The sequence below is a fragment of the Pseudomonas chlororaphis genome (assembly GCA_001023535.1).
GTDB lineage: Bacteria > Pseudomonadota > Gammaproteobacteria > Pseudomonadales > Pseudomonadaceae > Aquipseudomonas > Aquipseudomonas chlororaphis_E.
Map to the genome: position 1 here is coordinate 676,151 of CP011020.1, position 14,582 is coordinate 690,732.

Genomic DNA, 14,582 nt, shown 5'->3' on the forward strand with positions numbered 1-14,582 from the left:
AGAGGCGCCATGCGCACTGTCATTTTGCGTCGCGGGCTGGTCGCTCTGTTTGCTGCGGCTGTGTCCTTCGGCGCTATTACCCAGGCTCAAGCCGAGACCTTGCGGATCGGTTATCAGAAGTACGGCACCCTGGTGCTGCTCAAGGCCAAGGGCACCTTGGAAAAACGCCTGGCCGCCCAAGGCGTGGATGTGCAATGGACCGAGTTTCCCGGCGGCCCGCAACTGCTTGAAGGCCTGAACGTCGGCTCCATCGATTTCGGCGTGACCGGCGAAACCCCGCCGGTGTTCGCCCAGGCCGCTGGCGCCGACTTGCTCTACGTGGCGTATGAACCGCCTGCGCCCACCAGCGAAGCGATCCTGGTGCCCAAGGGGTCGCCCATCCAGTCGGTGCAAGACCTCAAGGGCAAGAAAGTCGCGCTGAACAAAGGTTCCAATGTCCACTACCTGCTGGTGCGGGCGTTGGAAGATGCAGGTCTGAAATACACCGACATCCAGACCGTTTTCCTGCCACCGGCCGACGCCCGTGCCGCATTCGAACGCGGCAGTGTCGACGCCTGGGTGATCTGGGATCCGTACCAGGCCGCCGCCGAGCAACAGTTGCAGGCACGGACCCTGCGCGACGGCCAGGGCATCGTCGACAACCATCAGTTCTACCTCGCCACCAAGCCCTATGCGCAGCAGCATCCCCAGGTCATCACCGCCCTGGTGGACGAAGTGCGTGCCGTGGGGGAGTGGTCCAAGGCCAATCCCGAAGACGTGACCAAACAGGTGTCGCCACTGCTCGGCCTGCCTGAGCCGATCACCCTGACCTCGATGAAACGCCAGGGGTTCGGTGCCTCGTTCCTCACACCCGACGTGGTGGCAGCCCAGCAGAAAATCGCCGACAGCTTCTACCAACTCAAGCTGATACCCAAGCCCTTGAGCATCAAGGACGTGATCTGGACGCCACCGGCGGCCGTCGCGAACGCGCAGTAATCCGACCCCCTTAGGAGACCACTCCATGAGCCTCAATATTTTCTGGTTCCTGCCCACCCACGGCGATGGCCATTACCTTGGCACCGCCGAAGGCGCCCGCGCCGTCGATCACGGCTACCTGCAACAGATCGCCCAGGCTGCGGACCGGCTGGGTTTCGGTGGCGTGCTGATTCCCACCGGACGCTCCTGCGAAGACTCCTGGCTGGTGGCGGCCTCGTTGATTCCCGTGACTCAGCGCCTGAAGTTCCTCGTTGCCCTGCGCCCCGGGATCATTTCCCCGACGGTGGCGGCGCGGCAGGCCGCAACCCTGGACCGGTTGTCCGGCGGGCGCGCGTTGTTCAACCTGGTGACGGGTGGCGACCCGGACGAACTGGCCGGCGACGGCCTGTTCCTCGACCACGAGGCGCGCTACCAGGCGTCGGTGGAGTTCACTCGCATCTGGCGTCGGGTCCTGGAAGGCGAGACCGTGGATTACGACGGCGAGCACATCAGCGTCAAGGGCGCCAAGTTGCTCTACCCGCCGATCCAGCAACCGCGTCCGCCTTTGTATTTCGGCGGCTCTTCCGAAGCGGCCCAGGACCTCGCCGCCGAACAGGTGGAAATGGTGCTGACCTGGGGCGAACCACCGGAGGCCGTTGCCCAGAAAATCGAACAGGTCCGGGCCAAGGCTGCCAAGCTGGGCCGCACCGTGCGCTTCGGCATCCGCTTGCACGTGATCGTGCGCGAAACCAATGCCGAGGCCTGGCAGGCCGCCAACCGGTTGATCTCCCACCTGGACGACGACACCATCGCCCGCGCCCAGGCCTCCCTGGCGCGCTTCGACTCGGTGGGCCAGCAACGCATGGCCGCCCTGCACGGTGGTCGGCGCGACAAACTGGAAGTGAGCCCCAACCTCTGGGCCGGTGTCGGCCTGGTTCGCGGTGGTGCCGGCACGGCACTGGTGGGCGATGGCCCGACTGTCGCCGCGCGGGTCAAGGAATACGCCGACCTGGGGATCGATACGTTCATCTTCTCGGGTTATCCACACCTGGAAGAGTCCTATCGCGTGGCGGAACTGTTGTTCCCGCATCTGGACGTGGAGCGCCCGGAACTGCCCAAGAGCCAGGGCTACGTGAGCCCGTTCGGGGAAATGGTCGCCAATGACATTCTCCCCAAAGCCGCCGCACAGAGCTGAGGCGGCCATGAAAAAACTTATCCACAACCTGGCGCCCTGGGCGGTGCCGCTGCTGTTGCTGGCGGTGTGGCAACTGGCAGTGTCGGCGGGCTGGCTGTCCACGCGGATCCTGCCGGCCCCGGTGGCGGTCATCGAGGCCGGGGTAAACCTGGTGCGCAGCGGCGAGATCTGGACGCACCTGGCCATCAGCGGCTGGCGGGCGGCGGTCGGCTTCGCCATCGGCGGCGGTATCGGCCTGATCCTGGGCTTTATCACTGGCCTGTCGAAATGGGGCGAGCGCCTGTTGGACAGCTCGGTGCAGATGGTCCGCAACGTCCCGCACCTGGCGTTGATTCCCCTGGTGATCCTGTGGTTCGGCATCGACGAGTCGGCGAAGATTTTCCTGGTGGCGCTGGGCACGCTGTTTCCCATCTACCTCAACACCTATCACGGCATCCGTAATGTCGATCCGGCCCTGGTGGAGATGTCCCGCAGCTATGGCTTGTCCGGCTTCAGCCTGTTTCGCCAGGTGATCCTGCCAGGTGCCTTGCCGTCGATCCTGGTGGGGGTGCGGTTTGCACTCGGTTTCATGTGGTTGACGCTGATCGTGGCGGAAACCATCTCGGCCAGTTCCGGCATCGGCTATCTGGCGATGAATGCCCGGGAGTTCCTGCAGACCGACGTTGTGGTGCTGGCGATTCTTCTGTACGCCGTGCTGGGCAAGCTGGCCGACCTTGCCGCCCGCGGGCTGGAACGGGTCTGGTTGCGTTGGCACCCGGCCTACCAAGTGAGCAAGGGAGGTGTCGCATGACGGCCCAACAACCTCCGCGCCTGCTGCGAGGCATCCCGCTGGCGGTGCGCAAGTTGCAGAAAACCTTCGGCACCCGTGCGGTGCTGCGTGATATCGACTTGCATATCCCGGCCGGGCAGTTCGTGGCGGTGGTCGGTCGCAGCGGCTGTGGCAAAAGTACTTTGCTGCGCTTGCTGGCCGGCCTCGACCAACCCAGCGCGGGTCAATTGCTGGCCGGCTCGGCGCCGTTGAGTGCCGTGCAACAGGACACGCGGCTGATGTTCCAGGAGGCGCGCTTGTTGCCCTGGAAAAAAATCATCGACAACGTCGGTCTTGGGCTCAAGGGCAACTGGCGGCCGCAAGCCTTGCAGGCGTTGGAAGCCGTCGGCCTGGCCGACCGTGCCAATGAATGGCCGGCCGCGTTGTCCGGTGGCCAGAAGCAACGCGTGGCCCTGGCCCGGGCGCTGATCCACCAACCGCGCTTGCTGTTGCTCGACGAACCCTTGGGGGCGCTGGACGCCCTGACCCGTATCGAGATGCAGCAGTTGATCGAAAACCTGTGGCAGGCACACGGCTTCACCGTGTTGCTGGTGACTCACGACGTCAGCGAAGCGGTGGCCATCGCCGACCGGGTCATCCTGATCGAAGACGGCCAGATCGGCCTCGACCTGCTCATCGACCTGCCACGTCCACGGGTTCGCGGCTCTCATCGCCTGGCGAGCCTGGAAACCGAAGTGCTCAACCGTGTGCTGTCCTTGCCCGGCCAACCGCCGGAACCCGAACCCGTTTCACCCTTGCCCACGCAGTTGCGTTGGGCGCAATGAAGCCGCTTCAAGCGGCCAGCGACACGCTGCAAGAAGAGGCGCGTGCTTTTCCTTGCAGCTTGTAGCTCGAAGCTTGCAGCTCATTTCGACCCCAGGAGAAATAACATGACTATCAAAGCCATCAACGTGCGCAACCAGTTCAAAGGCACCATCAAGGAAATCGTCGAAGGCGACGTGCTCTCGGAAATCGACGTGCAAACGGCCTCCGGCATCGTCACCTCGGTCATCACCACCCGTTCGGTGAAAGAGCTGGAGCTGGCAATCGGCAGCGAAGTGATCGCCTTCGTCAAATCCACCGAGGTGTCCATCGCCAAGTTGTGAGCGGTGCGTGACCCACGGCCCCGAACGGCGCGAGCCCTTCGGGGCTTTTTTAGCGTCACTAAAAGGCGTTTTATCTAATTTAAAGGGATTTATAAGATCTTTAAGAGTGGACTGTTTTTAACATTTATTCTGTTTAAGCGGTGCTATAGTCCGTTTTATCAAGCATAGCAGCTTCAGAGCACCGTTTATGTCTGGATTTTTTCCTATTGATTGTGCCGACACGCTCCACGCCATTGGCCTGCTGGTGAAAAGTCGGCGGCTTCAACACCGGCAGCGGCAGAAAGATCTTGCCGCTTCTCTTAAGCTGTCGGAGCGAACAGTGCGCAAAATCGAGGCGGGCGACCCCACTGTGGAGTTGCGCTCATTCATGTTGGTGCTGTGGCAATTGGGGCTGATCCAGGAAGTGTTCCAAAGCCGTCAACAGCTCGAAGCTTCATCCCTTGTATCCACTCAAGCGCCTCGCAACGCTCGTGTACGCCTGGCCAGTGTAAAGGGAGAATTCTGATGGCCAGGGCCTACATTTATGTTGAAGACCCTCAGACTGGAGAGATCCGCACGCTGGGGCGATTGAGCATCGATAATGGTCGGGGCGAGTTCAGCTACGACCCGGAGTATGTTGCCCAGCATCGTTGGGTGCCAGATCCCATCCGTTATCCGTTGCGCATCCAGCCTTTTACCGGCATTGCCACCAACCGCGGTGTGCCCGGTTTCATCAATGATTCAATGCCCGACGGCTGGGGCGAGCGTGTCTTGAGAGACCTTCATCGAGCGGATCTGGAGGCTGTCGATTACCTGCTCAAGTCCCCCAACAACGATCGCGCCGGCAACCTCATGGCCGGGATAAGCCGGCATCCACCCGTTGGCATCGGCCAGGAAGCGCTGCCCTCCCTTAAGGGGTTGTCTGCATTCATCGAGGCCACCGAAGCGATCTTCGATAACCAACTGGATGATGAGGCGATCAAAACCCTCCAGTTGCGCAAACAACGTTCATCGCTGGGGGGCGCAAGGCCCAAGCGTACATTACACGATGAGGGCGTCTTCATTCTTGCCAAGCCCCGTGATCGCTATGACACCTGTGATGTCCCGGCCATGGAACATGCCTGCATGACATTCGCTTCGCTCAAGGGACTGAATGTCGCGAAAACTGCGCTGTACCTCGGTGCGCCCTCGACGTTGCTGGTCAAACGATTCGACCGATTTCCGATTGCCGAGTCCGGCCGTCGGATACCGATGCTGAGCGGGCTGACGCTCCTGGATGCCGATTGGCGATCCAATGATCGCAGCGCCTGGGTGTATGCCGGGCTTGCCAACGAGATGCAGCGTCGCGGGGTGCCGGATGATGACTTGCGTGAACTGTTCAAGCGCATGTGTTTCAACGCCCTGGTGGGCAATGACGATGATCACCCGAAGAATCACGCCATTCTCTGGCTCGAGGGACGCTGGCGGTTGGCTCCGATGTATGACGTAGTCCCGGGACTGGAGGGTTCGTCACCACCCTACCTTTCGATGGCGGTTGGTCGCAGTGGGCGAGTGATCAGTCGAGAGAACCTGCTCAGCCATTGCCTGCACTTTGCCTTGACGCCAGAGCAGGCCACCGATGTCCTGGATGAAGTGATCAGTTGGGAGGCAGAGCTTGGCGCGCATTACGCCAGCCATTTGACGGGTGCTGAGTTGGAACTCGGTGTGAGCGCGATAGGCGCTAAACGTATGAAAAGCTGATGACTGAGGGGATCAGGCTGTTTCTCGCTTGGGCAGATACGGCGGCAGGTACAGGCCCAGGTACGCGTCGAACACTCGCATGCCTTCTTCGGCCATGCGTGGGGTGATCTGCCCGTGTTGCTGCACCGAGCGGGCGTAGACGCGGTCGCCCAGTTCCATGGCCAGGGCGAACACGTCGACGTCGGTGGGCAGGGCCGGCAGGGCGAAATGGCGGTCGAAGAGCTTGTGCATCAGGTCGCCGAGTTCGAGGTCGTGCTGGCGGTCGGCCTGGGTGACCTCGGTCAGGCCATGCTGGGCCAGGATCAATTGGCGGGCGGCGGCGTCCTGGCCATAGATGGTGAGCATGCGCTGTTCCACCAGCCGTGACAGGTCGTGCCAGTGGTTCAGGGCGTCATGGTCGATGGGGGCTTGCAGGCAGGCGCGGAACGCGGCGTGGACATCGGCGGTCAGGGCTTCGAGCAGGGCAGGGACGCTGGCGAAGAAGTGATACACGGAGGACGGGGGAATCCCGGCGCGTTCAGCGACGCTGTAGATCGACAGGCTGGCCACGCCTTCGGCGGCAAGCAGCGTGCGGGCGGCGTCGAGAATCGAGTCGATCCGGGCCTGGCTGCGTGCGCGGGGTTTGCGAGGGGTGGCGGTGCGCGTCATGGGTGGCTCCTGCGGGACTGCGGGCATTGTACGCAGAGCGAGCGGAGGGTCCATAGCGGCGCTTGTGAGGAAAAGAAACCTGTGGCGAGGGAGTTTGCTCCCGCTGGGCTGCGCAGCAGCCCCGACGTCAGTCACTGCGGTGCTTCAAGTTGATCGCTCAAGCCTTTTTTGGGGCTGCTGCGCAGCCCAGCGGGAGCAAGCTCCCTCGCCACGGTCTTGCGTCTAGCCGGACCATTGTGGAGGCAGCCAATTCATCATCTGGGCTGAACAGCCATAAAAAACGCCGCAGCCCGTGAAGGCCTGCGGCGTTTTCTCTACCGCAACCGCTTACACGGTATGCAGGTACCAGTTGTATTCAAGGTCGGAGATGGAGTGTTCGAACTCCTCCAGCTCGCTTTCCTTGCAGGCCACGAAGATATCGATGTATTTCGGGTCGATGTACTTGGCCATGACTTCGCTGTCGTCCAGCTCGCGCAGGGCATCGCGCAGGTTGTTCGGCAGGCTTTGCTCGTTCTGCTCGTAGCTGTTGCCTTCGACCGGAGCACCCGGCTCGATCTTGTTGACCAGGCCATGGTGCACGCCAGCCAGCACGGAGGCCATCAGCAGGTATGGGTTGGCGTCGGCGCCGGCCACACGGTGTTCCAGGCGCACGGCATCGGCAGCGCCGGTCGGTACGCGCAAGGCCACGGTGCGGTTGTCCAGGCCCCAGGTCGGCGAGTTCGGCACGTAGAACTGGGCGCCGAAACGGCGGTAGGAGTTGACGTTCGGGCAGAGGAAGGCCATCTGCGCGGGCAGGGTCTCGAGCACACCGCCGATCGCGTGACGCAGCGCGGCGTTCTGCTCGGGATCCTCGCTGGCAAAGATGTTCTTGCCGTCTTTGTCCAGGACCGAAATGTGAACGTGCAGACCATTGCCCGCCTGGCCTGGGTACGGCTTGGCCATGAAGGTGGTGTCCATTTCATGGTCGTAGGCGATGTTCTTGATCAGGCGCTTGAGCAGGACCGCATAGTCGCAGGCCTTGATCGGGTCGGCGACGTGGTGCAGGTTCACTTCGAACTGCGCCGGGGCACTTTCCTTGACGATGGCGTCGGCGGGAATGCCTTGTTCCTTGGCGCCTTCGAGGATGTCCTGGAGGCAATCGACATATTCGTCGAGGTCGTCAATCAGGTAGACCTGGGTCGAATGCGGACGCTTGCCGGAGATGGGGGAGCGGGGCGGTTGTGGGCGTCCATTCACGTTCTCCTGGTCGATCAGGTAGAACTCCAACTCGAACGCGGCGCAGATGGTCAGGCCCAGCTCATCGAACTTGGTCACGACCTGGCGCAGGACCTCGCGGGGGTCGGCGAAGAACGGCTCGCCTTCGAGCTCGTGCATGGTCATCAGCAGTTGCGCGGTGGGGCGCTTTTGCCAGGGCTCATTGCTCAGGGTGCCGGGGATGGGGTAGCAGATCCGGTCGGCATCGCCGATGTCCAGGCCCAGGCCGGTGCTTTCCACCGTCGAGCCATTGATGTCCAGGGCAAACAGGGAGGCCGGCAGGTTGATGCCTTTCTCGTAAACCTTGTGGAGGCTGGTGCGTTCGATGCGCTTGCCGCGCACCACACCATTCATATCCGCAATCAGAAGGTCAACGTACAGAACCTCAGGATGTTCCTTAAGGAACGCGTTCGCTTCGTTAAGCTGAACGGCACGCGGGGGTACCGACATGATGCAACACCTTTGTTGTTAAAAATATCAATCATTGATCTCTTCGAAAGCCAGTCAACCCGAACGGCATGCCGAAGTCAAGCAGGGCCTTTTTTGCCCTAAAAAAGCACTCGTGGGGCTTTTTTGAGGCAATTTAGGGCGTTTTTTTCCCTTTGAAGGTCGTGTCGACCGCGGGCTTGAGCGGGCCGTGTTGTATTTTTTACGGGGGTGTTGTGTAAAAAAATGAACAAGGCTAAGCTCGATTCAAACCCATAACAGCAATAATACCGGGGTGCTTCATGTCTCGCCTGCCGTTAATCGGCGTCACCACCTGCTCCAGGCAGTTGGGCCTGCATGCGTATCACATCAGCGGCGATAAATATTCCCGGGCTGTCGCGACAGCCGCCAAGGGCTTGCCCATGCTGATTGCGTCCCTGGCGGATCTGTTCTCCCCGTCCGTTATTCTGGACGCCCTGGACGGTATTCTCTTTACCGGCTCTCCTTCCAATGTAGAACCTTTTCACTACCATGGCCCTGCCAGTGCGCCGGGCACTGCTCATGATCCTGCACGCGATGCCACCACCCTGCCGCTGATCCGCGCCGCCGTCGAGGCAGGCGTCCCGGTGCTGGGGATCTGCCGCGGTTTCCAGGAAATGAACGTAGCCTTTGGCGGTAGCCTGCATCAGAAAGTTCATGAAGTCGGAACCTTTATCGATCATCGTGAAGACGACACCCAGCCGGTGGCGATCCAGTACGGCCCGGCCCATGCCGTGCATATCCAGCCCGGCGGCGTGCTGGCGGGCCTGGGCCTGCCGCCGGTGATCGACGTCAACTCCATCCACAGCCAGGGCATCGAGCGACTGGCGCCGGGATTGCGGGTTGAAGCGAGGGCGCCGGATGGCCTGATCGAAGCCGTTTCGGTTATACAAGGCAAGGCTTTTGCTTTAGGAGTGCAGTGGCACCCCGAATGGGCGGTAAGCTCTAACCCGCACTACCTTGCGATTTTCCAGGCATTTGGCGATGCCTGCCGAGCAAGGGCAATACAACGCGACGCCGATGCGTCAAACAACGCCTGACGACTAATAGCAGTCAGGAAACTCACGCCTAGAGGCATTTATGAGTAACAACCTCGACCAGCTCACCGATTGGTTGAAAGACCACAAGATCACAGAAGTCGAATGCATGATTGGCGACCTGACCGGTATCACCCGGGGCAAGATCTCGCCGACCAACAAGTTCATTGCCGAAAAAGGCATGCGCCTGCCCGAGAGCGTCCTGCTCCAGACCGTGACAGGCGACTATGTCGAAGACGACATCTATTACGAACTGCTCGATCCTGCCGACATCGACATGATATGCCGCCCGGACGAGAACGCCGTCTTCCTTGTGCCCTGGGCCATCGAGCCCACTGCCCAGGTCATCCACGATTCCTACGACAAGCAGGGCAACCCGATCGAGCTGTCGCCGCGCAACGTGCTCAAGAAGGTGCTCAAGCTGTACGCCGACAAAGGCTGGCAGCCGATCGTCGCGCCGGAGATGGAGTTCTACCTGACCAAGCGCAGCGACGACCCGGACTTCCCGCTGCAACCGCCTGTTGGCCGCTCCGGCCGCCCGGAAACCGGGCGCCAGTCGTTCTCGATCGAGGCCGCCAACGAATTCGACCCGCTGTTCGAGGACGTCTACGACTGGTGCGAGTTGCAGGAGCTGGACCTCGACACCCTGATCCACGAGGACGGCACGGCGCAGATGGAAATCAACTTCCGTCATGGCGACGCCCTGTCCCTGGCCGACCAGATCCTGGTGTTCAAGCGCACCATGCGCGAGGCGGCACTCAAGCACAACGTGGCCGCGACCTTCATGGCCAAACCCATGACCGGCGAGCCGGGCAGTGCAATGCACCTGCACCAGAGCATCATCGACAAGGACACCGGCAAGAACGTCTTCTCCAATGAAGACGGGACCATGAGCGAGCTGTTCCTGCACCACATCGGCGGCTTGCAGAAGCTCATCCCCGAGCTGCTGCCGCTGTTCGCCCCCAACGTCAACTCGTTCCGCCGCTTCCTGCCGGATACCTCGGCGCCCGTGAACGTGGAGTGGGGCGAAGAAAACCGCACCGTCGGCCTGCGCGTGCCGGATGCCGGGCCACAGAACCGTCGGGTGGAAAACCGCCTGCCGGGCGCCGACGCCAACCCGTACCTGGCCATTGCCGCGAGCCTGCTGTGCGGTTTCATCGGCATGGTCGAAGGCATCAACCCGAGTGCGCCGGTGGTGGGACGGGGTTACGAACGCCGGAACCTGCGCCTGCCGCTGACCATCGAAGATGCGTTGGAGCGCATGGAAAACAGCGCCACCATCGAGAAATACCTGGGCAAGAAATTCATCACGGGCTACGTCGCGGTCAAGCGGGCCGAGCATGAAAACTTCAAGCGCGTCATCAGTTCGTGGGAGCGGGAATTCCTGCTCTTTGCCGTCTGAAGCGCCGGGCGGGGCTGCCGCGCCAGCCTCGCCCCCACCGATACGAAAGGAGAATCCGCATGACCGGCAACAACCCGCAAACCCGCGAATGGCAGGCCCTGAGCAACGATCATCACCTGGCGCCGTTCAGCGACTTCAAGCAACTCAAGGAGAAAGGCCCGCGCATCATCACCCGCGCCAAGGGCGTCTACCTCTGGGACAGCGAAGGCAACCAGATCCTCGATGGCATGGCCGGCCTCTGGTGCGTGGCCGTCGGTTACGGCCGTGATGAACTGGCCGACGCCGCCAGCCGGCAGATGCGCGAACTGCCGTACTACAACCTGTTCTTCCAGACCGCTCACCCGCCGGTGCTGGAGCTGTCCAAGGCCATCGCCGATATCGCCCCTGAAGGCATGAACCATGTGTTCTTCACCGGCTCCGGCTCCGAAGGCAACGACACCATGCTGCGCATGGTTCGCCATTACTGGGCGATCAAGGGCCAGCCGAACAAGAAAGTCATCATCAGCCGCAAGAACGGCTATCACGGTTCGACCGTGGCCGGCGCGAGCCTGGGCGGCATGACCTACATGCACGAGCAGGGCGACCTGCCGATCCCGGGCATCGTCCACATCGCCCAGCCCTATTGGTTCGGCGAAGGCGGCGACATGAGCCCGGAGGCCTTCGGCGTGTGGGCGGCCGACCAACTGGAAGCCAAGATCCTGGAGGTCGGCGTGGACAACGTCGGTGCGTTCATCGCCGAGCCGATCCAAGGCGCGGGCGGCGTGATCGTTCCGCCGGACAGCTACTGGCCGCGGGTGAAGGAAATCCTCGCCAAGTACGACATCCTGTTCGTGGCCGACGAAGTGATCTGCGGTTTTGGCCGCACCGGGGAATGGTTCGGCACCGATCATTTCGGCTTGAAGCCGCACATGATGACCATCGCCAAGGGCCTGACCTCCGGCTACATCCCCATGGGCGGGCTGATCGTGCGTGACGATGTGGTCGACGTGCTCAATGAAGGGGGCGACTTCAACCACGGCTTCACCTACTCCGGTCACCCGGTGGCCGCCGCGGTGGCCCTGGAGAACATTCGCATCCTGCGCGAAGAAAAGATCATCGAGCGCGTCCACAACGAAACGGCACCCTATTTGCAGAAGCGTTTGCGGGAACTGAACGATCATCCGCTGGTGGGTGAGGTCCGGGGTGTCGGCCTGCTGGGGGCAATCGAACTGGTTCAGGACAAGGCCACGCGCAAGCGCTATGAAGGTCGGGGCGTGGGCATGATCTGCCGGCAGTTCTGCTTCGACAACGGGCTGATCATGCGTGCGGTGGGCGACACCATGATCATTGCGCCGCCACTGGTGATCAGCAAGGCCGAGATCGACGAACTGGTGACCAAGGCGCGGCAGTGCCTGGACCTGACCCTCAGTGCGTTGCAAGGCTAAGTGCTAGGCTCTGAGCGAGGCGCTTACAAGGGCCTCGCCCAGTGCGAACAAAAGGCCGGGCTTGTGTTGAAAGCCTGCCCTGTAACTTGCCAGACTACCGACTGTTCAAGTTGCCCGCGAGCCGGCTACTGAACGTGGCTAAAAAGAATAACTGGAGCATCAATCCATGAAGGCATTAGGTATGAAGATAGCTGGCAAGACCCTCCTCGCCATGTCGCTGGTGGGCGCGATGGCGGGTGCCGTCCAGGCGGACGACAAAGTGCTGCACGTCTATAACTGGTCCGACTATATTGCGCCGGACACCGTCGCCAAGTTCGAGAAGGAAACGGGGATCAAGGTCGTCTACGACGTGTTCGACAGCAACGAAACCCTCGAAGCCAAGTTGCTGGCCGGCAAATCCGGTTATGACATCGTGGTGCCGTCGAACAACTTCCTGGCCAAGCAGATCAAGGCCGGCGTCTACCAGCCACTGGACAAGTCCAAGCTGACCAACTGGAAGAATCTCGACACCGACCTGCTCAAGGCCGTTGGCGATGCCAGCGACAAGGGCAACCAGCATGCCTTCCCTTACATGTGGGGCACCATCGGTATCGGCTACAACCCGGAGAAGGTCAAGGCCGCGCTGGGCGTCGACAAGATCGACTCGTGGGACACCCTGCTCAAGCCGGAGAACATCGCCAAGCTCAAGGGCTGCGGCGTGAGTTTCCTCGACTCACCGACCGAAATGATCCCGGTGGCGTTGCACTACCTGGGCTACCCGACCGACAGCCAGGACAAGAAACAACTGGCCGACGCCGAGGCACTGTTCCTCAAGATCCGTCCTTCGATCAGCTATTTCCATTCGTCCAAGTACATCTCTGACCTGGCCAACGGCAACATCTGCGTCGCCGTGGGTTACTCGGGCGATATCGAACAGTCCAAGTCCCGCGCTGCCGAAGCGGGTGGCAAGGTCAAGGTGGCCTACGCCATTCCAAAAGAGGGCGCCGGTTCCTTCTATGACATGGTCGCCATTCCCAAGGACGCCGAAAACGTCGACGCGGCCTACCAGTACATGAACTTCCTGCTGAAGCCGGAAATCATGGCCGAGATCACCAACAACGTACGCTTCCCGAACGGCAACAAGGCGGCGACGGCACTGGTGGAAAAAGATATCTCCGGCGACCCGAACATCTACCCGTCGGATGAAGTGAAGGCCAAGCTCTACGCGATCAGTGACTTGCCGCCGGCCACCCAGCGGATCCTGACCCGCAGCTGGACCAAGATCAAATCCGGCAAGTAAGCCGGCCTGAAGTACTTTCCTGTCGCCGTCACCCTCCAGGGCGGCGGCAACAGGAAGCCAAGAATAATTAAAAGTTTTGCTGGATCGGTTTATCGAGGGTAAGTTGCGCGCCGGTTTTGTTGCAGGGCCTGTCGTGGCCAGGTAACGGGGGCAACTTGGGCCCAACTATTTAAGAGGACCTCCACGTGCCAGTCTTTTCTTTGTTACGCAACGCCTTGCTGGTCGGCGCCGGCCTGACGCTCGCCGTCAGCGTCCAGGCTGCTTCCACCGTGCATATTTATAACTGGTCGGACTACATCGGCGAGACCACCCTGGCGGACTTCGAAAAAGCCACTGGCATCAAGCCGGTGTATGACGTGTTCGATTCCAACGAAACCCTGGAAGGCAAGTTGCTGGCCGGTCGTACCGGCTACGACGTGGTCGTGCCGTCCAACCACTTCCTGGGCAAGCAGATCAAGGCCGGGGCGTTCCAGAAACTCGACAAGGCCCAGTTGCCCAACTACGCCAACCTGGACCCCGCGCTGCTCAAGCGCCTGGAGCGTAACGACCCAGGCAACCAGTACGCCGTGCCGTACCTGTGGGGCACCAACGGCATCGGCTACAACGTCGAGAAGGTCAAGGCGGTGCTGGGCGTCGACAAGATCGACTCGTGGGCCATGCTGTTCGAGCCGGAAAACATCAAGAAACTCTCCAGCTGCGGCGTGTCGTTCCTCGACTCGGGCGACGAAATGATCCCGGCGATGCTCAACTACCTGGGCCTGAGCCCCAACAGCGAAAACCCTGAAGACTACAAGAAGGCCGAGGCCCAGCTCCTCAAGATCCGGCCGTACGTGACCTACTTCAATTCCTCCAAGTACATCTCTGATCTGGCCAATGGCGAGATCTGCGTGGCCGCCGGTTTCTCCGGCGACATCTTCCAGGCCCGCTCGCGTGCCAGCGAAGCCGGCAAAGGCGTCGAGATCGCCTACGTGATCCCCAAGGAAGGCGGCAACCTCTGGTTCGACATGCTGGCGATCCCGCGCGACGCCACCAACGTCAAGGAGGCCCACGCCTTCATCAACTACCTGCTCAAGCCTGAGGTGATCGCCCAGGTGAGCGACACCGTCGGCTACGCCAACCCGAACCCGAAGGCGGGCGAACTGATGGATCAGAAAGTGCGCACCGATGAAGCGGTGTACCCACCGCAGGCGGTCGTCGACAAGCTGTACGTCAACTCCGAGTTGCCGCCCAAGATCCAACGACTCATGACCCGCAGCTGGACCAAGGTCAAGTCGGGTAAATAGCGTTAAGC

14 protein-coding genes are annotated in these 14,582 nt (G+C 61.4%); 11 read left to right on the forward strand and 3 right to left on the reverse strand.

Features of this window, described 5'->3' with window-relative positions; all coding sequences use genetic code 11:
* Nucleotides 1-9: 9 nt before the first annotated feature.
* From VM99_02855 to VM99_02885, 7 genes are all read left to right on the forward strand, one after another.
* Entirely contained in the window at nt 10-975 is a 966-nt protein-coding gene (locus VM99_02855; GenBank protein ID AKJ97035.1) for an ABC transporter substrate-binding protein, read from the forward strand.
* Between the two features lie 25 nt (nt 976-1,000).
* The gene (locus tag VM99_02860) at nt 1,001-2,149 is read left to right on the forward strand and encodes an alkanesulfonate monooxygenase (GenBank protein AKJ97036.1); all 1,149 of its coding nucleotides are present in this window, start codon (nt 1,001-1,003) and stop codon (nt 2,147-2,149) included.
* A gap of 7 nt (nt 2,150-2,156) precedes the next feature.
* The gene (gene ssuC, locus VM99_02865; protein ID AKJ97037.1) at nt 2,157-2,939 is read left to right on the forward strand and encodes an alkanesulfonate transporter permease subunit; all 783 of its coding nucleotides are present in this window, start codon (nt 2,157-2,159) and stop codon (nt 2,937-2,939) included.
* Nucleotides 2,936-3,742, forward strand: a complete 807-nt coding sequence (ssuB, locus tag VM99_02870) for an aliphatic sulfonates transport ATP-binding subunit (protein ID AKJ97038.1) — start codon at nt 2,936-2,938, stop codon at nt 3,740-3,742. The genes ssuC and ssuB overlap by 4 nt, the downstream gene beginning before the upstream one ends.
* Before the next feature lie 105 nt (nt 3,743-3,847).
* A complete protein-coding gene (locus tag VM99_02875; GenBank protein ID AKJ97039.1) occupies nt 3,848-4,063 on the forward strand; it encodes a transporter in 216 nt (71 codons plus the stop codon).
* A 187-nt stretch (nt 4,064-4,250) separates the two neighbouring features.
* A complete protein-coding gene (locus VM99_02880) occupies nt 4,251-4,568 on the forward strand; it encodes a hypothetical protein (protein AKJ97040.1) in 318 nt (105 codons plus the stop codon).
* Complete coding sequence (locus VM99_02885; protein ID AKJ97041.1) at nt 4,568-5,782, forward strand: toxin/anti-toxin system, HipA-like toxin module; 1,215 nt, start codon at nt 4,568-4,570, stop codon at nt 5,780-5,782. The genes VM99_02880 and VM99_02885 overlap by 1 nt, the downstream gene beginning before the upstream one ends.
* A 12-nt stretch (nt 5,783-5,794) precedes the next feature.
* On the opposite strand, the gene VM99_02890 is transcribed toward VM99_02885, so the two are convergent.
* The 3 genes from VM99_02890 to VM99_02900 all read right to left on the reverse strand — a co-directional run bounded on the left by VM99_02890 (nt 5,795) and on the right by VM99_02900 (nt 9,042).
* Nucleotides 5,795-6,430, reverse strand: a complete 636-nt coding sequence (locus VM99_02890) for a TetR family transcriptional regulator (protein ID AKJ97042.1) — start codon at nt 6,428-6,430, stop codon at nt 5,795-5,797.
* Nucleotides 6,431-6,757: 327 nt separating this feature from the next.
* Nucleotides 6,758-8,134 (reverse strand): gamma-glutamylputrescine synthetase, encoded by a 1,377-nt coding sequence (locus tag VM99_02895; GenBank protein ID AKJ97043.1) that lies wholly within the window; start codon nt 8,132-8,134, stop codon nt 6,758-6,760.
* A gap of 293 nt (nt 8,135-8,427) precedes the next feature.
* Nucleotides 8,428-9,042, reverse strand: coding sequence for a hypothetical protein (locus VM99_02900; GenBank protein ID AKJ97044.1), 615 nt, complete (start codon nt 9,040-9,042; stop codon nt 8,428-8,430).
* Nucleotides 9,043-9,229: 187 nt separating this feature from the next.
* Between VM99_02900 and VM99_02905 the strand changes: the two genes are divergently transcribed.
* From VM99_02905 to VM99_02920, 4 genes are all read left to right on the forward strand, one after another.
* The gene (locus VM99_02905; protein AKJ97045.1) at nt 9,230-10,588 is read left to right on the forward strand and encodes a glutamine synthetase; all 1,359 of its coding nucleotides are present in this window, start codon (nt 9,230-9,232) and stop codon (nt 10,586-10,588) included.
* 59 nt (nt 10,589-10,647) lie between these two features.
* Nucleotides 10,648-12,012 (forward strand): aminotransferase, encoded by a 1,365-nt coding sequence (locus tag VM99_02910; GenBank protein ID AKJ97046.1) that lies wholly within the window; start codon nt 10,648-10,650, stop codon nt 12,010-12,012.
* A gap of 166 nt (nt 12,013-12,178) precedes the next feature.
* Nucleotides 12,179-13,291, forward strand: coding sequence for a spermidine/putrescine ABC transporter substrate-binding protein (locus VM99_02915; protein AKJ97047.1), 1,113 nt, complete (start codon nt 12,179-12,181; stop codon nt 13,289-13,291).
* A 185-nt stretch (nt 13,292-13,476) separates the two neighbouring features.
* Nucleotides 13,477-14,574, forward strand: coding sequence for an ABC transporter substrate-binding protein (locus VM99_02920; GenBank protein AKJ97048.1), 1,098 nt, complete (start codon nt 13,477-13,479; stop codon nt 14,572-14,574).
* Nucleotides 14,575-14,582: the final 8 nt, after the last annotated feature.